Origin of the sequence: Paenibacillus lautus (genome assembly GCF_050482385.1) — a bacterium.
GTDB lineage: Bacteria > Bacillota > Bacilli > Paenibacillales > Paenibacillaceae > Paenibacillus_AQ > Paenibacillus_AQ lautus_B.
The window spans coordinates 206,579-227,778 of the sequence record NZ_JBCNHV010000013.1 but is presented as its reverse complement, the minus strand read 5'-3'; the positions used below and the strand labels follow the sequence as shown (position 1 = coordinate 227,778).

At 51.8% G+C, this 21,200-nt stretch carries 17 protein-coding genes; 3 read left to right on the top strand and 14 right to left on the bottom strand.

All coding sequences use genetic code 11. The features are described from left to right. Window positions 1-9: 9 nt before the first annotated feature. The 10 genes from ABEW73_RS17630 to uxaC all read right to left on the bottom strand — a co-directional run bounded on the left by ABEW73_RS17630 (window position 10) and on the right by uxaC (window position 13,469). Complete coding sequence (locus tag ABEW73_RS17630) at window positions 10-210, bottom strand: cation transporter (RefSeq protein WP_430166644.1); 201 nt, start codon at window positions 208-210, stop codon at window positions 10-12. 287 nt (window positions 211-497) lie between these two features. Next, on the bottom strand, window positions 498-821 hold the full coding sequence (locus ABEW73_RS17625) for a metal-sensitive transcriptional regulator (protein ID WP_326094932.1): 324 nt from the start codon (window positions 819-821) through the stop codon (window positions 498-500). Window positions 822-1,069: 248 nt separating this feature from the next. Next, complete coding sequence (locus ABEW73_RS17620) at window positions 1,070-3,157, bottom strand: alpha-glucuronidase family glycosyl hydrolase (protein WP_430166642.1); 2,088 nt, start codon at window positions 3,155-3,157, stop codon at window positions 1,070-1,072. A 198-nt stretch (window positions 3,158-3,355) separates the two neighbouring features. Next, on the bottom strand, window positions 3,356-4,372 hold the full coding sequence (locus tag ABEW73_RS17615; RefSeq protein WP_430166641.1) for an endo-1,4-beta-xylanase: 1,017 nt from the start codon (window positions 4,370-4,372) through the stop codon (window positions 3,356-3,358). A 164-nt stretch (window positions 4,373-4,536) separates the two neighbouring features. Beyond that, entirely contained in the window at window positions 4,537-5,472 is a 936-nt protein-coding gene (locus ABEW73_RS17610) for a carbohydrate ABC transporter permease (protein ID WP_430166639.1), read from the bottom strand. 52 nt (window positions 5,473-5,524) lie between these two features. Further along, the gene (locus ABEW73_RS17605) at window positions 5,525-6,388 is read right to left on the bottom strand and encodes an ABC transporter permease (protein ID WP_430166902.1); all 864 of its coding nucleotides are present in this window, start codon (window positions 6,386-6,388) and stop codon (window positions 5,525-5,527) included. Between the two features lie 285 nt (window positions 6,389-6,673). Next, a complete protein-coding gene (locus ABEW73_RS17600; RefSeq protein WP_430166637.1) occupies window positions 6,674-8,362 on the bottom strand; it encodes an ABC transporter substrate-binding protein in 1,689 nt (562 codons plus the stop codon). Between the two features lie 234 nt (window positions 8,363-8,596). Beyond that, window positions 8,597-10,339, bottom strand: a complete 1,743-nt coding sequence (locus ABEW73_RS17595; RefSeq protein ID WP_430166635.1) for a sensor histidine kinase — start codon at window positions 10,337-10,339, stop codon at window positions 8,597-8,599. Next, the gene (locus tag ABEW73_RS17590; protein ID WP_430166633.1) at window positions 10,336-11,952 is read right to left on the bottom strand and encodes a response regulator transcription factor; all 1,617 of its coding nucleotides are present in this window, start codon (window positions 11,950-11,952) and stop codon (window positions 10,336-10,338) included. The genes ABEW73_RS17595 and ABEW73_RS17590 overlap by 4 nt, the downstream gene beginning before the upstream one ends. A gap of 113 nt (window positions 11,953-12,065) precedes the next feature. Beyond that, window positions 12,066-13,469: a glucuronate isomerase gene (uxaC, locus tag ABEW73_RS17585; RefSeq protein WP_430166631.1), complete on the bottom strand. Its 1,404-nt coding sequence runs from the start codon at window positions 13,467-13,469 to the stop codon at window positions 12,066-12,068. An 86-nt stretch (window positions 13,470-13,555) separates the two neighbouring features. On the opposite strand from uxaC, the gene ABEW73_RS17580 reads away from it, so the two are divergent. The 3 genes from ABEW73_RS17580 (at window position 13,556) to ABEW73_RS17570 (ending at window position 16,386) form a co-directional block, all read left to right on the top strand. Further along, window positions 13,556-14,233, top strand: coding sequence for a GntR family transcriptional regulator (locus ABEW73_RS17580; RefSeq protein ID WP_098749386.1), 678 nt, complete (start codon window positions 13,556-13,558; stop codon window positions 14,231-14,233). Window positions 14,234-14,356: 123 nt separating this feature from the next. Further along, window positions 14,357-15,454 carry a mannonate dehydratase gene (uxuA, locus tag ABEW73_RS17575; protein ID WP_430166629.1) on the top strand — a complete coding sequence of 366 codons (1,098 nt, stop codon included), beginning with the start codon at window positions 14,357-14,359 and terminating at the stop codon, window positions 15,452-15,454. Next, a complete protein-coding gene (locus ABEW73_RS17570) occupies window positions 15,451-16,386 on the top strand; it encodes an SDR family oxidoreductase (RefSeq protein WP_430166627.1) in 936 nt (311 codons plus the stop codon). Before uxuA ends, ABEW73_RS17570 begins: the two co-directional genes overlap by 4 nt. Window positions 16,387-16,464: 78 nt before the next feature. Here ABEW73_RS17570 and sigJ read toward each other — a convergent pair whose 3' ends face one another. The 4 genes from sigJ to ABEW73_RS17550 all read right to left on the bottom strand — a co-directional run bounded on the left by sigJ (window position 16,465) and on the right by ABEW73_RS17550 (window position 21,172). Further along, window positions 16,465-17,337: an RNA polymerase sigma factor SigJ gene (gene sigJ / locus ABEW73_RS17565; RefSeq protein ID WP_430166625.1), complete on the bottom strand. Its 873-nt coding sequence runs from the start codon at window positions 17,335-17,337 to the stop codon at window positions 16,465-16,467. Beyond that, on the bottom strand, window positions 17,315-18,616 hold the full coding sequence (locus tag ABEW73_RS17560) for a phytoene desaturase family protein (RefSeq protein ID WP_430166623.1): 1,302 nt from the start codon (window positions 18,614-18,616) through the stop codon (window positions 17,315-17,317). The genes sigJ and ABEW73_RS17560 overlap by 23 nt, the downstream gene beginning before the upstream one ends. A gap of 190 nt (window positions 18,617-18,806) precedes the next feature. Beyond that, the gene (locus tag ABEW73_RS17555) at window positions 18,807-20,123 is read right to left on the bottom strand and encodes a 6-phospho-beta-glucosidase (protein WP_430166621.1); all 1,317 of its coding nucleotides are present in this window, start codon (window positions 20,121-20,123) and stop codon (window positions 18,807-18,809) included. A gap of 65 nt (window positions 20,124-20,188) precedes the next feature. Then, window positions 20,189-21,172, bottom strand: a complete 984-nt coding sequence (locus tag ABEW73_RS17550; protein WP_430166619.1) for an N-acetylglucosamine kinase — start codon at window positions 21,170-21,172, stop codon at window positions 20,189-20,191. Between the last annotated feature and the right edge of the window lie 28 nt (window positions 21,173-21,200).

Below are 21,200 nucleotides of genomic sequence, written 5' to 3'. Positions count from 1 at the left end.
GCCGTTTGATTAAACTACGTTATATCCTTGTTCCTCGATAATTTCTTTGATTTTATCCAAGTTGACTTTGCCTGCGTCATATTTGACGGAGACCGTGCCTGCCTTCAAATCCACATGTCCCTCGATGCTCTCATTCTTTAAAGCTCCCTCAATGGAATTCACGCAATGCATGCAAGACATACCTTCTACTTTTATTGTTACCTGTTCCATGTTCAATCTCTCCTTTGGTTTATGAATGATTTGAGCAGCCCTTCTAAAAGCATGCCCGGCATAAGTTTAAACTTGTTGTTCCTGTTTCTTGATGTTAGTATACCCCCCTACCCTATATTTAGTCAATGGGTATTCTCACTTTTTTTAAAAAAATATGTTCTCGCTATGATTTAACCGCATAACCGTGCGGTATTCTTCACCCTGAATAAATACTTACTGCCACCTTTAGAAGGTGGCAGCTCCATGGATACTCGTCATAACCAGACCGTCTCCAGCCCGGAATTCCATTATTTCATTAACTTGTTCATGGTTGTTAGCAACTCGGTGATAACCTCGTCATCGCCCTCCTGCAGGCGCTCCACCACACAGCTCTTCATATGATGCTCAAGCAGCAATTTGCTGACGCCGTTCAAGGCCGACTGAATTGAGGAGATCTGGTTTAATACATCGTCACAGTACGTATCCTTCTCAATTAAGCCCTTCACGCCGCGAATCTGTCCTTCAATCCGGTTCAACCGGCTCACGAGGTTGCTTTTCGTTTTGTCGGAATGATGGCTCTTCCGTTCACTAGTTACTGCGCATGCATCATGTACATGTTTTTCGATTGTCATATCCATTCCCCCCTTGATCACGTTACTTCATCTTATTCTAACCCTATTCTTAGTATATCATATAGCCCCCCACCCTATAAAGCCCAGCTTATGGAATGAAATTTTCTGACCCAGCCGGAGTGTCATCAAAAGTACTTCCTCACAATAAGGCTCAGCCATTGTAAGCATCCAGCTATAAAAAAGATGCCCATCAGATTCACAGCCTGATGGGGCACCCCTCTATATTTAGCATTCCGTTATAAATGAACTTAATAAATCGTCCGCCCCTGTTCATCCGGCACGCCGGATTTACGGTAAAAGTACGTATTGATCACATCCCGCCAATGCTTCGCATGCGCAGCCTGATCAGTCAGCCGCTCCTTCACTTGAATGAAACGCTCCGGATCGACCATCCCTGCCAGCGAGGTCCAGGCCTCAAGCAGTCCAGCCGCTGCTTGCGCCCCGTCAAAATGTGCATCATAGATATGCTGAATCACTGTTTTACCGGATTTCAGCACATAGGAATACGGCACATGATGGAAGAACAGCAGCAACTCGTCAGGACAATCTCCCAGCGAATCATATCGAGCCCTATTCGGCCCGAAATACTGCGCGGTATAGCCTGTGCCCGTCGCTACCGTGCGGTCGACGCCCATCCCGTCCCGATCGGCGAAATGGTACGTGCCCCACCTTGAATATTCATAGCCGTCCACATCCGGACCGTAATGCGTATGCGGCGTAATCATCCAGCCCACCCCGAGCGGGGCAGTGTAGCTTTCATAGATCGGCCACGATTGCATAAGCATGCCGCACACCGTGTTGACCACCATATCATCATTGCCGAAGGTTAGCCTCGTCCATTCTTCCGCAATCCCCTCGGAGGACAATTCCGGATCCCAGCTCAGGCGTCCGAAGCCATACAGATTCGCCTGTGCCAAGGTGTGGCCCGTCCAGTTCTCATCGCTTCCGATGTTGGAAACGGCGGCGATCCCGCTGTATTTCATGCCGTGCAGGGAACCATTCACGATCTTCTTCACCTCGGACCCCGACCCATTCGCATAGGTATCGAAATCCAGCACCTCTTTCCACTGCGGCACCAAATAGCATACGTGACGCTGCTGTCCGGTATATTCCTGGGCGACCTGGAACTCGAGCACTTGATTGGTCTCTTTCATGCTGCCGAACAGCGGTGACACCGGCTCCCGCACTTGAAAATCCATCGGCCCATTCTTAATCTGCAGCAGCACATTGTCCTTAAACCTGCCGTCCAGCAGGGTGAAATGATCATAGGCTGCCCGTGCCCGGTCTGTGCTGCGGTCGCGCCAATCCTGCATGCAGTTGTAGACGAAGCAGCGCCAGATGACGAGCCCGCCATGCGGCTCCAAGGCTTCAGCCAGCATATTAGCGCCATCGGCATGGTCCCTGCCATAGGCAAACGGGCCGGGACGATGCTCCGAATCCGCCTTTACCAGGAAGCCGCCGAAGTCCGGAATATGATCGTAAATCTCATTCGCCGTGCTCTTCCACCACTGCCGAACCTCTTCGTTCAGCGGATCGGAGGTCGATACGCCCCCGATATGCAGCGGAGCCGCAAAGTTAATGCTCAAGTACAATGTAATGCCATATTCCCGGAAAATATCGGCGATCTTCGCAATCGTCGGCAAATATTCCGCAGTAATGAACTTCGTCTCGATCTCGTGCACATTGACATTATTAATGGAGATGGCATTCATGCCCACGGAAGCCAACAGGCGGGCGTAATCTCTCACGCGATCCAGATTTTCGGCAAACCGTCCATTTTCGTAAAAAATCGAGTTGCCCGAGTACCCGCGTTCCACCGAGCCGTCGGCATTATCCCATTGATTGATCATCCGAAGTCCGTTCACTGGCTGCTCGGTCACGTTCAGTCCGGTTAACGGTTGGTGGGAGGCCAGCAATCTCAATAAATGAAACACCCCATATAATATGCCTTTACCGGATCCACCAATCAGTACCAGCTTTTCCTGCTGCCCTTGGATTGAATGCTCCAGCTGAAAGCCTTCTGCGCCTAGCTGGGCCACCATCCGGCCCCTATCCCCGCCTGAGCCGACCCCATCCAAATCCCCCATGCCAGTTTCGACTGATGACGAAATGCGCACCTCAAAATAGGATGAAGCCCGCACCTCGGACGTGATGACCGGTACAATACCCAGCATGGATTGGCACGCCCGCTTCAGTTCCTCAATGGCGGTGTTCGCAGCCCGCGACTGCTGCAGGTCCGCTACAATCGTGCCGAGCAGCCTGCTGTATCCGGAGGCAAGCTCGCGGTCCTTAATGGGCGCATACTGCAGCCACGCTTTATATAAAGTGCTCTTCAATGTCAGTTCCTCCTTCTTTGGCCAAAAGTCAGTGCCATCTCTTCGGATTGCCGTTGTCTAAACCCCGGCTTCCCGTCAGGATCAAAATACAAGTTGCCGGCCACAAGGACCGGCTACATGACAAGCTGATGACTGCCTTAACCGCTTATATTGCTTCGTATTTGATTGGGATGGAGGCTTGATCCGCGCCATGACGGATTACACTTTGACCGCACGCTCCACCAACCGGTGAAACGCCGGTTTCGGCTGATGCCGTTCATCGAACAGAAAGGGCCAATTCTTACGCCCCCGTACCGGGAAATCATCCAGCCAAGTGTAATCGTCGGCTGCGCCCCAGAAGGTAACGGACGTAATATGATCCCGGTACTCCTTCAGAATGCCGAACATCGCCTCGTACCGCTTGGCTTGAGCCTCCAGAAGTTCTTCCGGCGCTTCGGTCAGATCCTTCCGCTTGTCGTCAAACCGGAACAGCGACACATCGAGCTCCGTGAGCTGAAGCTGCAGGCCGAGCGATGCATACTTCTCGATCGCGGCGCGGATATCGTCAAGACCCGGATCGTACAGATTCCAGTGCGCCTGCAATCCTACGCCGTGGATCGGCGTTCCTTGATCCAGCAACGACTTGACCAGCGTATGGATTTTGTCCCGCTTGTTCGGATGGGACTCATTGTAATCGTTATAGAACAACAGCGCGGACGAATCGGCTTCATGAGCATACTCGAATGCCTTGGAGATAAACTCCGGACCGGCAATGTCCAGCCACTTGGATGGACGAAGCAGTTCCGCGCCTTCATCCGCGATCACCTCGTTGACGACGTCCCAGGCGTAAATGTCGTCCTTGTACCGCTTTAAGACCGTATCCGTATGCGATTTCAACCGAGCGTACAGCGTAGATTTATCCACCAGGCCCCCGTTCTTGTCCTCGAACAGCCAATCGGTTGTTTGGTTATGCCACACCAGCGTATGGCCGCGCATCTTCATCCCATGCTTGCGGGCGAAGGTGACGAGCCGGTCCGCATCCTCGAACGTATATGTATCCTCCGCCGGATGCACACTGACAAACTTCATTTCATTTTCCGCCGTGATGCTGTTGAAATGATAGGATAGCAATTCCTCCTGTGTTTCGATCGTCTGCGGGTTTACGGCCGCTCCAATGAGAAAGTCATCCGCGAACATTTCCTTCAGCCTGGGTTCACTTCGTTGCGTGTTGTGCACATCCAATTCCTCCTTGAATTAGAGATACTAATAAGATTGATGGTTTATGATCGTGATGCAACCTGCATCTCGGTTGGTCGACAGTCATCCAGCATGCCGCGGACCATGCACCGTGCGCACAGGGAGCAGTGCGCACGGTGCACATCTTTAGCGGCTCCCGCAGCTTAACCTTTCACCCCGCCAAGGGTCATCCCTTGCACGAAATATTTTTGCAGGAAGGGGTACACCAGAATGATCGGCACGCTGGCCACAATGGTCATCGTTGCCCGAATGGAGGTCGGCGTGACCTGATTTGCGCCACTCTCGGAGCTTGCAAACTGGCTTGCGTAATCGTTGGCCGAGTTCAGCGAGGAATTCGAATTCTGGAGTATTTTCATCAGTTCATACTGCAGGGTGCTAAGCTCGCTGTATGAAGAGTTGTACAAGAATACGTCAAACCAGGAGTTCCACTGGGATACCGCCGTAAACAGCGATACCGTAGCAAGCACGGGCACGCATAGCGGAAGCACGATTTTCATGAAAGTCGTGAATTCACCGGCGCCGTCGATCCGGGCCGATTCCAGAATTCCCTCAGGCAGTCCTTCAATAAAGGAACGGATGACGATCACGTTAAACACGCCGATCAGGCCCGGAATAATGTACACCGAGAAGGTGCCCAGCATGCCCAATTCGCGAATCAGCAGGAAGTTCGGAATCAAACCGCCGCTGAAATACATGGTTAAGATGAAAGCAATCGATACTAATTTGCGCAGCACATATTCCGGACGGCTGATCGTATAGGCAACCATGGCACAGCAGAATACCGAGGTAATCGTACCGATCAACGTACGCAGAACCGAGATGAAGGTAGCGTGAAATATCGTGGCTTCGTTAAATACATATTTATAATTCTCCCACGTGAAATCCCGCGGCCATAAATAAATGCCGCCTTTCACCGAATCCGTCGCATTGTTGAAGGATACCGCGAGCGTATTGATGAACGGGTATAGCGTGATAATCATGAGACAGATCATAAACACCATGTTAAAGGTATCGAATAACCGGTCCGCGGGAGACTTGAACCGGGCATGAGCCCGTGGTGAATCTGAAATCTTCGCCATATGAATCCTCCTGTACGTTTTCTGATAGAGAACGGTCCTCGCCAGCTTTCGCTTAGAACAATCGATCTTCGCCCAGTCTCTTCGCGATATGGTTGGCCGCGAACAAGAGTATGAAGCTGACGACCGTCTTGAACATACCGGCTGCAATCGAGAGCGAGAAGTTGCCCATCTGAATACCGTATTTCAGCACGAAAATATCCAGGTTCTCGGAATAATCCACGTTCATGCCGTTGCCAAGCAAATATTGCGGTTCAAAACCGGATTCGAGCAGGTTGCCGATATTCATAATCAACAGGATGATGAATACCGGTTTCAGACCCGGCAAGGTGATGTTCCAGATCCGTTGAAAGCGTCCGGCGCCATCGATTTCCGCCGCCTCGTACTGCGAGGGATCGATCATCGTCATGGCAGCCAAATATATAATGGTGTTCCAGCCGACATTCTTCCATACTTCCGAAACACCGAGTATTCCCCAGAAATATTCCCCTTCTCCAAGCCATAGAATCGGTTCCTTAATGATCCCGAACCACATGAGGAGTTCATTGATAATCCCGCCGTCTGCGGACAGGGCTGTCGAAATAATACTCGCAGCCACAACCCAAGAGATGAAGTGGGGCAAATAACTGATCGTCTGCACGACTCGTTTAAACATCAAATTACGCAGCTCATTGAGCAGAATCGCTAACACAATTGCCGTCACAAAACCTAAGACGAGGTTGATAAAACTCATGGCGAGCGTGTTGCGCATGACCCGGAGGAAGTGTTCGTCCTGAAACAGGAAGGTAAAATGCTGCAAACCTACCCATTCCTGATCGAAAATCTTCTTGGCCGGTTTAAAATCCTGGAACGCGATGGTCCAGCCCCATAAAGGCATGTACTTAAAGACAAACAACCATATCAAAAAAGGAATCGACATGAAGACCAGCGCCTTCTGTTGCAGCAGCTTCTGGAAGAAGCCTTTTTCGCCTGTTGGCGGTTTATTGTTTAATCCAGTATCGTTTTTCCGTTGTTTATTGAAGAAACCTTTCGATACCGTTGGCGTTTCGCGCAACGCCTTAGTCTCTGCAGGTCCAATCGGGTTCGCCTTATCCACGGTTTCTTCTCCTTCCTATCCAGCCCATACAATTATGCTGTTATAGAAGAGTAGGGACGGATACAACCATTTTGTGTGGTCCGCCCCTGATCGCCTCTCCTTCATCTATTATTGTCCCTGGGCATTTGCGATTTTCTTAGCTACTTCCTCGGTGATCAGATCCTCATATCCCTTCACATCCAGCTTGCTGAACTCGCCCACGTATTCATTCCAGATGCCGTCAAACTGCGCAGGGTTTGCAAGAACCAGTTTCGGGAAGTATTTACGCTGCAAATCGCTTTTCTTCTGCGTGAAGATTTGAGCCGGTGAGCCTTGGTCAATCGGAATGCTCCAAGCCGGGTACCATGGACGGTCATCCGGTGCAGCAAACAATTGCGAGAAGGAATCGATGTCGTATGCCTCCAGCAGTTTCTTGTCCGGTTCGGAGTAGGACATTTTGGCAACCTCAGGCTGGCGTCCTGCACCCACGGAATTACCGTCAGGAAGCGTAGAACCGTTGCCGTAACGAGGCCAGTTGTATTCAAAGTACTTGAAGCCGAACGACTCGCGGAAGGCTTCCGTATTGGTCTGTGCAATCTGCTCTTCCGTACGGTAGAAGCGGCCATTCTCATCGACGGAATACGTCTCGTCCTTAATGCCCCAGTTCGATAGAATCTGGTTCTCGTCCGTAAGCAGGTTGTTGAAATACTTCACAATGCGCTCCGGATCCTTCGCGCTGACGGAGATCCCTACACCGCGGTTGTTAACAAAGGATGGTGGATCCAGATATTGATCCTTGGTATTCTCATCGTATACAATCGGCAGCGCCATATATTCGAGATCGTCGTTACCCGATTTATTGGCTGTTTCGCGCAGGTTGTTCATCGCTTGGCCTACCTGCCATCTATAGTCGAAGAAGCCGAGCACCTTACCGGAAGTCAGTTTGGCAAGGTATTGATCATAGTTGTCCACGAAAGAGGATTTATCGAACAGGCCTTCCGCATTCAGTTTGTTCAGCTCCTGCAGGTAACGTTTCGTAATGTCATCGTCCGCGTAATCGTTCGCTACGTGGGTTTCCATGTCGATGATGATCCCGCCATCGTTCGGATAGCCGGCCAAGTGCATCGGGGCATTGGTCAAGGCAAAAAATTTATCCTGCGTCGTCAGTGCCAGGTATCCGGTCAAGCCTTCCTCCGGATGTTTCTTCACGTAGTCGCGAATGAGGCCCAGGTACTCGTCGAACGTCTTGATCTTCGGGTAACCCGCTTCCTTCAGGACGCGGCGTTGAACCCAGAATGCTCCTTGCTCGATATTGGGAGCCGACGTGTACTCGCCTACAACCGCGCTCAGCGGCAGGAAGTAAATGTTGCCGTCCTCGGCCTTCATGAGGTTGTAATACGGCTCGTACACGCGCTTGATGTTGGGGCCGTACTTATCGATCAGGTCATTGAGCGGAATGAAGGCACCAGCCCCGACCAGCTTATCGATTGAGCTCCCCGGTACAATCACATCGGGATAATCATTACTGGCAATGAAAGTTCCCACCTTGGTGTTCTCGTCTCCTACCAAATGCTCCATTTTAAAGTTCACGCCGGTTTGGTCCTCGAAAATTTTACCGATGGTGGTCTCGTTCGTATTTTTGTCTTTACCTGCTGAGGAATTAAAATAGGTGAAGGTGACCTTCTCTTCTTTCTTCTCGCCTTCGCCGCTAGCAGCCGGCGTGGTATCCGCCGCATTATCTTTTTTGCCGCCGCAAGCTGCTAGAAGAGATACCATCATGACCACGGTCAGACAGCTCAGCCAAAATTTCTTGTTCATGCTCTTGACCTACCCCTTTCGGTCTCGTTAATTTGTAAGCACTTTCATTATAAGAGAGCCCATAAGCGATTTTCACCCGTCAATCTTTAGGTGATACTTAAAAAACTATAGAACTGTATCCTTCGACATAAAAAATGGCTGCTCGGCAGCAATCGCCCCACCTCTTCTACCGATAAACAAACAAATCCTGCTATAGCCACTCCGAACCGGAATGCCAAGCAGGATTTGCCGCCGTTAGGTTTCGATGGGGATGGACAGCCTTACCCGGGTGCCTTGTCCAGGCGAGCTGTCGATTTCAAACTGGAACCGGCTTCCGTAGTACAGCTTCAACCGGTAGATCACGTTCTGGATGCCGATTCGCTCGCCCATCTCGTCCTCGGTATCCAGATAGCGATAGATGCGTTCTACCTGCTCTGCGGACATGCCCGCCCCGTTATCTTGAATGTTGCAGATAAGGGCTTGTCCCTCGCGTGCAATATGAACCTCAATGCGCCCCCCATGCTTGAGCGGCTCAATGCCATGAATGCTGGCATTCTCCACAAAAGTGACGATGGCCATCTTCGGTATTTGCAAATGGCCCTCTTCTGCGGGGGCGTGAACCGAGTAATCAATTTTGTCGCCAAACCGGTATCTCTGAATTTCAAGAAAACAATGAATAAACTCCACTTCCTCCTTGAGCGTCACCATGTCTTTTTTCCAAACTAAGGAGTTGCGGAAGATCTTGGCCATATTATGAATGATTTTTGCCGTCTCATCCTCATCCTTCATCAGGCTGCGCATGCGGATCGTCTCCAGGGCATTAAAGAGGAAGTGCGGATTAATCTGGCTCTGAAGCGCATTCAATTGCGCGTGCCGCCGCTGCAGCTCCAAATTCTTCTTCTGGATATCCGCCACGTACACGTCATTGATCAGACTCTTGAGCTGCAAGGTCATTCGGTTGAATTCACCCGTCAGCTGACCGATCTCGTCACGTGCCTCAGCCTCTTGGATGGTGTCGTAATTCTGGTTCTTAACCTTCTTCATATGTTTGAGAATCCGTACAAGTCGTACGTTAAGGGAACGGCTGATCCAAACAATCACCAGGGTCGGGAGCAGGAAGTTCAAGCAGGTCAGTACAATGACAAACCGCAAGGACTGATGCACGTCGCGGAGCACCACATCCTCCGGCGTCACCGCCATGATCGTCCAGGGATTTAGATTGTTGGTTGTGAACGTATCGGTGTGAAACTCCAGAAACTTGTCACCATGCGCAACGCTGCTGTATGGCACGGAACCCTGTATGACATCAACCTTCGGATCCGTGGTGTATTCGATATTTCCGGCGCCGCTCAGCAGGTACACTTTGCCCTGCACATTCAGATTGCTCATGATCTGCCGAATCGAGGGCATCCGCATATCAATCTTGAGATACTTGGTATGGTCATCCTGGGAGCTGAAATAATTCATGCTCCGGATGATGCTGAAGCTGTCCAATTGACCGTTCTTGCCCGTACGCATCACAATCGGCTGGGTTACGTTCTTGCCCGCAATTGCCTTGTACCAAGCCTCTTCCTTCACCTGGTCATCGATATAATTGATGCCCCCGGAATACAGCAGGGTCGGATTGTCCACATACACCGTAATCTCGCTAACCGAATTGTATACGGCACTGCCCGAATTCAAAATGCGACGGAGATAGGTATCATAGGCCTCGATATAATCGGCCGGATGATCGTACACCTTCTCCACGATCTCGTTCAATTGAATATCCGTGTAGAAGACGGAGGATATCTCCAGCGCGTCCTCGACTTCACGGCGGAATTCATTCTTCATCTGCTCAAGCGCCACCGTTATATCCTGGATCCGCTGCTCCCTCACGCTGCCGGATGTCACGTTGTAGAAGATGAGGTTGGTGACCAGGATGGGCAAAAATACGGCCAGAAAATACATCAACAGCATCTTGTCCCGCAGACGGACATTATTTAGGCTTGGCTTCATCGATCCGCCCTTTCGGACGCGGCCTCCTTCATCAAGCGGCTCCGGTACTCGCTTGGCGTCATTCGCTCCGTCTTCTCGAATTGCGTGACGAAATAGTCCGGGTTGCCGAAGCCGACCCGTTCCGCCACCTCATAGATGCGCAGATCCGTCTGGCGCAGCAATCGCTTCGCTTCGTTCACGCGCAGCTGGAGCAAGAAATCATTAAAGTACATGCCATACGCTTTTTTGAACAGCTGTCCCAGATAAACCGGGTTCATATAGAACTTCCCTGCGATGCCCTTCAGGCTGATATTTTCATGATAATGTGCCTCGATGTAAGCCCGGATCTTCTGAATTCCGCCCTTGTGCTGCTCCTTGCGAAGCTGCCCGATATAGTTCGCGCTCTCCATCGCGAATTCCGTGAACAGCCGCTTCAGACCCTGAAGCGACAAGTTGCGGTCATGCCATTCGGTCATCGGCTCCAGACTGGATAGCCGGCTCTGATCTCCGTCCATGCTTCCGAGCACCCGAACCACACCCAGCACGCACTGGTTGATCGCCGTCTTCACGGCCTCGGGAGCATACAGCTTCTCCCGGAAGGATTCGAACAGCAAACGAATCGTCACTTCCAGCTTCTCAAAATGCAGCTCCTCGATCTGCTCCAGAAGCTGTTGGTAAAGACCTTCTTCCAGCCCAATGTAGTGAAGGGCATGCTGGGAGGCCTCCTCATGGATCACAATGCCGCTCTCATCATAAATGTACTTGTACAGGAGTGATTCTTTGGCCGTTTCGTAAGCCTCCTGAATGTGGGACAGCTGCAAAACCGGTTGACCAAAGTAAACAAAGACTCGTTCGTCGCCCGAATCGGCAAGCGATTGCTGAATGCGTCTGGCAAATCCCCGCTGACACCCTTGGAACGAGTGCAGGATGCTGTCCGGGACGATAATGCCGATTCGATTGCGGTGCTCATGCAGGTAGAAGGAGAAGGACTCTTCTCCATTCGAGATCGCAAGGAGAGCCGCTTCCACCCTGTCCTTGAATGCTGCTCTGCCACCGTCATTGTCGTTCGCCGCCGAAGCCAGCGGGTGGTCATTCCGCTCGACAAAGACGTAGAACAGACGCTCCTCCGGCTGGAGCTCAAGGCGTTGCTCCCATTCCTGAAGCAGCGCCTCATCGGCTTCCCCGATAATAAGCGATTCCATCAAGGCTCCGGACAACAGCCTATCTTCTCTCAAGCGAGCCTTACGGTCTGACGCCAGCCGTTCACTGACCCGAACGAGCGCATGGCTGAATTCCGTCTCGTCAATCGGTTTCAGAATGAAATCATGCACGCCATAGCGGACAGCCTGCTGTGCATAATTGAAATCATCGTATCCGCTTACAATAATGAAATACGGCTTCACGATGCCCTTCGTGACGACATGCCTGATCAGTTCGATTCCATCCAGCACCGGCATTCGGATATCGGTGATGACCACATCCGGCCGAAGCCGTTCTATCAGTTCCAGCGCATCTTCCCCGTTGTCCGCCTCATCCACAATTTGAAAGCCGCAGGCTTCCCAATCAATCAGCTTCAGGAGCCCTTTGCGCGTAAACACCTCGTCATCCACCAATATCGCCCGGTTCCATTGCACGGTATGTCTCCCCTCGCCTGTTCATGCACATCTTCCTGTTACAGATCTTCCTTCCGTTCATTAGCAAACGCTTTCATATAGTAAGTCTATTGTTCATGCTCCGCACGGAATTGTCAATGGATTTGGAAATAGCGCTCTGCATTACGGTAGCAAATGTCCTGGATAATGGCACCGATATATTCATAATCGGCGGGCAATTCCCCTTCCTTGATCCAATCGCCGAACAGGCGGCACAGTACTCTGCGGAAATATTCATGCCTCGGGAACGACATAAAGCTCCTGGAATCGGTCAGCATGCCCACAAAGGTGCTGATCAGCCCCATGGAAGACAACGCGGTGAGCTGCTTTAGCATCCCTTCCTTCTGATCGTGGAACCACCAAGCGGAACCAAGCTGAAGCTTTCCTTCGACGCCAGCCGACTGGAAATTCCCGATCGTGGTGGCAATCATCTCGTAATGGGAAGAGTACAGGCTGTATACGATGGTTTTCGGAAGCTGATCGTTCCTGTCCAGCCTGCTCAGAAAGCCGTTCAGGCTTTTCGCCAGATGGAAATCAAGAATCGAGTCATACCCGCTGTCCTTGCCGATCTTCGCGAACATGCGCGCATTATTGTTCCGAATCGCCCCAATATGCAGTTGCATGGTCCAGCCCTTGGCGTGATACATTTCCCCAAGCTTGAGCAGAGTGTAGGTGCGATATTTCCGTTCCTCAAGCGGTGTGATGCTGCCCCCGCTAGTCGCTTTGCCGTAAATGTCAGCAGCCTCTTGTTCATCGGCTTGCTCGTAAGGAAACGCGCCAAAGCCGTGATCTGACAGGCGGCAGCCATGATCGTGAAAATATTGAATCCGTTCTTGCAGTGCATTCAGCAGCCCTTGATAAGTATCCACAGCTAAACTGGCCGTCGTTCCCAGTGTCTGTGCATAGGAAGTAAAGTCGGGGTGCGTGAGATCGAGGACCCGATCGGGCCGGAATGCGGGGGCAACGAAGGTGGACAGCTCCCCATGATCGCGAATGGCGCGATGAAACTCCAGCGAATCAACGGGATCATCTGTCGTGCAGGCCACTTTGACCTTGAATTTCTCCAGAATTCCGCCTGCCCGTAAGGCAGGAGCCTTCAGTTGCTCATTGCAAGCATCCCAGATCTCCTTGGCATTATCCGCGGTCAATCGCTCTTGAATCCCGAAATAACGGGTCAGCTCCAGATGAGTCCAGTGATAGAGCGGATTGCCCACCAATCGCGGAACGCATTCCGCCCAAGCCGTAAACTTCGCTTCGGCACTTGCGCTGCCGGTAATCAGCTCTTCGTCCACGCCTAGCCACCGCATCGCCCTCCACTTGTAGTGATCCCCCTCGAGCCATAGCTCCGTCAGGTTATCAAACTGCCGGTTGATGGCAATATCCTCCGGACTTAAATGATTGTGGTAATCGAATATCGGCATCCCTTCCGCATAATCATAAAAGAGTTTCTTCGCGCTGTTGCTGTTTAGGAGCAGATTTTCCGTGTCCAAACGGCCCATGTGATCGCCTCCGATTCTTATTTCGATTTTCAGTTCCATACTACCATACAAGTATGGTAGTATGGAATACATTAGGAGGTGATGCCGTGGTAGAATCTTTGCGATTACAGCCAGGATCGGCCGGAAATATCGTGTACTCTCGGCTTAAGCAGCAGATTGTCAGTCTGGAGCTGCCGCCGGGAACGGCTCTATCCGAGAAGGAGGTTTCCCTTTCCTTCGAGGTCAGCCGGACGCCAGTACGGGAAAGCTTTGTCCGTTTGGCCCAGGAGGACCTTGTGGTTGTGCTTCCCCAGCGCGGTACACGCGTCTCGCTCATCGATTCGGAGCTGGTCGAGGAAGCGCGCTTCATGCGTGAACAGCTGGAGAAGGCCGTGGTCCGGCTTGCCTGCGAAAGCTTTCCCGAGGATAAACTCGCCGAGCTGGAGCAAAATCTGTCCGAGCAAAGCGAGAGCATCGAGAAGCATGACGGCAAGCACATGTTTGAGCTGGATGAGGCCTTTCACCGTATTTTGTTCGAAGGCTGCCGCAAGGTCGGCACATGGAATGTGCTGCAGCAGATGAACGCTCATCTAAACCGGAGCCGGATGTTATGGTTGTCCGCCGATCCGAATTGGACCAACCTGTACGAGCAGCATCGGGAGATCGCGGACGCGATTGCACGCCATGACGCCGATCATGCCGAACGAGAAATGCAGGCGCATCTGAGCCTGATCATCTCCAATCTGGCCGTGCTGAAAGAGAAGCATCCCGATTATTTTAAATAAGCCTATGCCAATGGATAGACTTTAACCGACTCGCAGGCTTCCATCTTGGCAGTGCACTCGTAACTTGCAAAATTCCCAGCAGCTTTGCGTTAACTCCTTAAACTTGTAAAGGCGGTGAAGAAAATGCGCATGGTATTCAGGTGGTTTGGTGAGGACAACGATACGGTCTCACTGGATCAGATTAGACAAATCCCCGGCGTGGAGGGCATCGTATGGGCACTTCACGATATTCCTGTCGGCGAGGAATGGCCGATGGAGCGGATTGAAGAAGTCGTGGGCCAGGCGAAAGCGTACGGCCTTCATATTGACGTCGTGGAAAGCGTGAATGTGCATGAAGATATCAAGCTTGGGCTCCCCTCGCGGGATCAGTACATAGCCAACTACATCCGGACGATTGAGAAATTGGGCCAGGTCGGCGTCAAAGTCATCTGCTACAATTTCATGCCGGTATTTGACTGGGCTAGAACCGATCTTCATAAGCAGTCTGCCGATGGATCGACGGCTCTCTTCTTTGAGAAAGCCAAAATCCACGGCACTGACCCGATGGAGCTGGTTCAGACGATCAACCGGAACAGCACGCTTACGATGCCTGGCTGGGAGCCGGAGCGTTTGGCCCATCTAACCTCCCTGTTCGAAGCATACCGCGGCGTTACCGAGGATGATCTGTGGCGCAACCTCGAATATTTCTTAAGCGCCGTCATCCCGGCTGCCGAGAAGAACGGCATTCGAATGGCCATTCACCCGGACGATCCGCCTTGGCCGATCTTCGGTCTGCCGCGGGTCATTACCAGTCAGGACAATCTGCGGAGATTCCTCAAGCTGTATGATAGCCCGGCGAACAGCTTGACCCTGTGCAGCGGCTCGCTTGGCGCCAATCCGGACAATGACATCGTCTCCATGATCCATGAGTTCCACGACCGGATTCCGTTCACGCATATCCGGAACGTACGCGTCTACGAGAACGGTGATTTCATCGAAACGTCCCACCGTACCGAGGACGGTACCGTCGATATTTCAGGCATCGTGCAAGCTTATCATGATAACGGTTTCACTGGATATGTAAGGCCCGATCACGGGCGGCATATTTGGGGTGAGCAGTGCCGTCCGGGTTACGGTCTGTATGACCGCGCCTTGGGCATTATGTATCTCTGGGGACTGTGGGACGCTTACAGTCGGGAGCGTGCAGGAAGCGCAGCTCAGCTGAAGGAGGCCTTTCAATGAGTGAGGCAAATATCTATGCAGCGAATTCATCTGAAACTGGACCAAGCGGAGCTTCTCATGAATCCACGCCGCAAGTGACGCCAGCCCTTCCTATCCATCCATCATTAAACGGGAAGACGGTTGTCATTACGGGCGGCTCCGGGGTGCTGTGCCGGGCAATGGCTCTGGAGTTGGGCCGGCAAGGTGCCAAGGTCGCCGTCTTGAATCGTACGGCCGAGAAAGGGCAGCAGGTGGCGGATGAGATTACGGCTGCCGGCGGTACAGCGATTGCCGTTTCCTGCGATGTAACGGATGTGGAAAGCGTCCGGCAAGCCGAGAAGGCTGTGCGCGAGTCTTACGGACCCTGCGATATCCTTATTAACGGAGCCGGCGGCAACCGGAAAGACGCGAATACAACTAATGAGATTTTCCGTCCGGAGGATGTGGGGCAGCCCGATCTGACAACCTTCTTCGGTCTAAGTGTGCCTGGCTTCCGCAGCGTATTCGATTTGAACTTCATCGGCACGCTCATACCGACGCAAATCTTTGCGGAAGGAATGCTGGGGCGTCCCGGGGCCGTCGTGCTGAATATCTCGTCCATGAGCGCACCGAGCCCGATGACCAAGGTTCCGGCTTATAGTGCAGCCAAAGCGGCCATCAACAACTTTACGCAGTGGCTGTCCGTGCATCTCGCGGAATCGGGCATCCGCGTGAACGCGATTGCGCCTGGCTTCTTCCTGACCGAGCAGAACCGTAATCTGCTAACCCATAGTGACGGTTCATTAACCGAGCGCTCTCATAAAATCATTTCCCATACCCCCATGAGACGGTTTGGCGTGCCGGAGGATCTGCTCGGCACCCTGCTCTGGCTTGTGGATGACCAGACCTCCGGGTTCGTCACCGGAACGGTGATTCCCGTAGACGGCGGCTTCATGGCTTATTCCGGCGTATAACGGATGGTTCCCTTAACCTGATACAGCAGCAGGGCCGACTTAAGATCCTCTGATCTTAGACCGGCCCTGCTTTTTGTATTACGGTAACTGTATATGTCTGAGCTTATCCGGATTACCCACGCTATAAATCGTTTCGATCCGCTCGTTCTTAAAAGCAAAAGAATAAATAAATTGGACACCGTGATCTAACTCGATCCGCATTCCCGGCAGACCATTGACGGTAAGATAAGAGTACACATATTTCCCTTCATACATTTTAAGCAGGTTCAAATGCAATTGGATCACTTTATGGACTCCAACCACAGGAATTTGCGCCGCTCTGACTTTACCGCCGCCATCCGAGTAGAACACAACATTCTCGTTTAACAGCAACAGCAGCTTATTCGTGTTCCCCTGTAAAAGGGAGTCTACAAATTCCTTGATTTGCTCCTCCGCCACCGAGATCGATGGACTCTGATCAGGAACAAAATGAATGCTGCCCTTAGCACGGCGGAAGATTTGACGACAATTGGCGCTGCTTTTTCCCAGAATTTCAGCTATTTCATCATAGGAATAATGGAAAATCTCACGAAGAAGGAACACGGCTCTTTCCACCGCGTTGAGCTGCTGAAGGAGCAGCAGGTACGCTGTAGAGATGGACTCTTGCTGCTCTACGATATGAGATGGGTCCGTCTCTGACGCCATATTTTCGATCAGGGGTTCTGGCAGCCAAGGGCCGACGTACAGTTCACGTTTTTTGGCAGAAGAGCGCAGCAGATCCAAACAACGATTCGTTACGATTTTGTACAGAAACGCTCTCTCATTGCGAATATCCTCCGGGTAGGGCAATTGGTTATAACTGATGAAAGCCTCCTGCACGATATCTTCCGCATCCATCACACTTCCCAGCATTCGGTAAGCTAACGAGAAAAGAGCGGATCGATAGGTTTTATACAATGACTCTGTGCTCATCATTCGGGATCCTTGCCTCACTTTCAAGCGAGAGTATATGCTGTACAGCCCGCTTGGCGCTTGCGGTTGCAGCATCAACCAAGAGTTCGCCATGCGCTGCCCATTCTCCCGCTACATATAACCCGATGATTTCCGGGACGGCTGGACCCGGGTTCTCTTGGCGGTTCACATGCATAAAATCGTGGCAGACCGTGATGTTAGGAAGGTATTGTTTCTCAACGAGCTCGTTGCGCCAACCCGGCTGCACCAAGTCTAAGGTTTCTTCTAATTCCTGCAAATCCCTTCTTGCATCCTTCTCCTTGCCCTGATACTTCAGCAAGGTTATGACTTGTGCGCCATCTTCACTGAGGTAAGCCGCCCGAGATTGATTCGAGAGAAAGACGGTTTGATCGAGGCCGTACACAAACTGCTGCTTCGGTTCCGGAAGACGACGCAGGGCTACATCCAAGCAAGCCGCTGTCACTTCGACCGCCTGCTCCTTCCAAGTATGAAGGGCAGTTTCTTCTGCATGAGGCACTAGTTCGTGAGCAACAGCTGGCGGTGTGGTAAGGATAATATGGTTTGCTTCTATTTTCATGCCATCTCCGCATAGGACATGCCGTACCCTTCCCTCGTGATGATCAACTGAAATCACTTTATTCTTCGTTACGATTTGAACTCCCTGCTCGAGAGCCTTTTGTTTTAATTCATCGACCATGGCTCCCCAGCCCCGATCCAGATACAGCACCCCCTTCAGCGCGTGCTTAAGCTGCTGCAGTACGGGACCGGCAGCCTGCAGGTCAGGGGCTACCACATAACTCGCTGTACGCAATAGCGAATAAAATAAATTTCGTACCATGGGATCCTGCACGTTACCTTCAATCCATTCGCGTAAACTCATGTTGTCGTACAGCTGCGTATCCAGTTTACCTAATTTCGCAAGCCAGGCACCGAGCTCCATCTTGCCCTTCCAGGTTAATAGTGGGGTAGTGAATAGGGATTTCACGCCCATGGGTAACGGACTTAGTTTCCCTTTCCATATCCCGTACCCGTCAATTGAAGGTTGGCCTCCCGCCAATTGGAGCCCTAATTCGCGAAAGGTTGAAAGGGCATCTCCATGGTATAAGGCATGCCCGCCCAGATTGAAGTAGGCTCCCTTCTTCTTATGGGTCATGGCCCGACCACCTAAACGTTCCTGCTTCTCAACAAGTATCGTTTGCTTCCCGGCTCTTGCCACATAGATTGCGGCTGTTAAACCGGCTACGCCTCCACCTACAACAGCTACGTCATATTTTAGCATCCGTCATCATCCCTTTCGGTTTTATACGGGTATGACGGGCGAGGATACCCAGATGTGACAGGAATGAAGATCTAATCCGAAAATTTATATCATCCATGATTTCGGAACTCCTACCATAAAGCCCCTCTTCAATACGAAGAGGGGCTTTATGGCTCTATATCATAATCGCACGTTTGAAATTCATGCCGGTTTACTGCACGGTCTCCGGCTTAAAAAAAGCAGGCAAGTACTTTTTGTTCGCTTCCAGCATTTCGTCGAGCAGCTGCTTCGCTACACTTACGGAAGGCACCAGCGGATGGTGAACCAGCGCTTGCAGCGCAATTCCGCGATCACCGGTAATGGCCGCTTCAATCGTCAATTGTTCATATACTTTCACCGCATGCATCAGTCCTTTTACATGGGAGGGAACGTTCTGCGGTGTAAGCGGAATCGGCCCTTGGCCTGTTACCACGCAGTTGATCTCGATGCTGGCATCCGCAGGCAGGAAATCATAGATATTGCCGTTTGCGACATTCAATGTCTGGATATCATGGCGGTCATTGTAGATGGACGTCATCAGGTTGACTGCCGCTTCGGAGTAATAAGCGCCGCCCCGCTGCTCAAGCTGCTTCGGCTTCACGGTCAAGTTCTCATCCTTGTAGAGCTCAAACAGCTCTTGCTCTACCCGGCTGACAACGTCCGCTCGGGTTCCGTCCTTCTCCATCGATGCCTTCATATCTGCAAACATCGTATCGGTCATGTAAAAATATTTAAGGTAATATGTCGGAATCGCTCCAAGCGAGCGGATAAAGTCCGCATCCCATCCGAAGGTTGGCACGTTCTTCGCCGTATACGACTTGCCGCCATCCAGCAGCTCCGGCATCTTCTCCTCCCCGTTGACGATCGCCGACGTCACCCAGTGAAGATGGTTAATTCCGACAAACTCGGCCAGAACATCCTTCTCCGACACGCCGTACTCGGCCGCCAGGAACTTCTGAAAGTTAATCGGCGAGTTGCACAGACCAACGGATTTCACCTTACTGTGCTTCGCAACCGCCTCGGTAACAATGCCCGCCGGATTCGTGAAGTTCAGCATCCACGCATTCGGTGCCAGTTCCTCGATATCACGGCAAATGTCCAGAATCACCGGAACCGTGCGCAGCGCCTTCAGCATGCCCCCCGGGCCCGTCGTCTCCTGACCGATAACGCCGTGCATAATCGGAATATGCTCGTCCTGTTTACGCGCCGCGAGCAAGCCGACACGCATCTGGGTCGTCACAAAATCGGCACCCGCAATCGCCTGTCTGCGATCCAGCGTCAGGTGAACCTCTATCGGCAGGCCGGACTCCTTGACCATGCGTTTGGCTAGATTGCCTACAATCTCCAGCTTATGCTTGCCCTCTTCAATATCAACAAACCATAGTTCTCGAATCGGCATTTGCTCATAATTGCGAATGAAACCTTCAACAATTTCCGGGGTATAGGAGGAACCTCCCCCGATGACCGCTATCTTCAATCCTGCTGCCACATTAATCGCCTCCAAGGTATGATATCAATCCGTATCTATCAGGTTCTATTCCAACGATAAACTGATCAGGCTGTAGTTACCTGCTCAAACGTAAATGCTTTTAGTTTGGCCTCCGCCTGTGCATCAATGGCATGACCGTCGGCATCCATCGCGCAGAGAAGCGCGCCGGAAACCGGATCGGATGTCAGTCTTACACAGCTCGCATGTGGTGCCCGGACCGCAACAATCCGTTCGATCGCATCCGTCAGGATCGAGCTGTTCGGCCTGTTCAGCACACTGCCGATATAAACAATGTCAAAGGCTTCATCCGTCATGTCCAGCCGCCGGATCAGCGTACATACCGCATTAGCCAGCTCTTCGCCTTCATTCTCAAGAATTCGGGTTGCCACCTCGTCACCTGCTTCAGCGGCCTGGAACAGCGTCTTCACCAGGCTTGGCGGAACCTTTGTCTTACCGTAGAGGACATCCTCATACATCGGTTCTACGGACGTGTATCCCATCTGCTCCAGTACGAGCGATGTCAATAAGGTTGCCTGTCCCCGCTCATCCCAGGCCCGAATAACTGCCCGGAAAGCCAGCGTGGCAAATCCCGAACCGCCCGCGTATCCATCTCCATACAAGAAACCGAATCCGCCATACTGCAGCTCTTCTCCCGTACGGTTGCGGGCTGCGCTGTTGAAGCCTGTACCGCAGATCAATGCGGCGCCATACGAACGGCTGGTTCCAGCCCTCATCCCGATAATGGTATCGCACGCGATATCATGCTTAGGATAACCGAGAGCCCCGATCATCGGACGAAGGATCTCGTAATCAGCTTCCCGATCCGCTCCGGCCAAGCCAAAATAAGCATAATTGATATTTTCTTTGGCAACTCCAGCCTCTTGAAGAGCCGCATTACAGGCTTCTTCAATATTACGGGCCGCATGTTCACGGTGAATCTGGTGATTGCCGTTCCCAGACGCTCCCTTGCCAAGAATGTTCCCTTGCTCATCGCAGATCACAGCGTGTGTCTTACTACCGCCGGCATCTACACCCAGATACAAACTCATGCACTTCACTCCTACCCGCCATACAGCG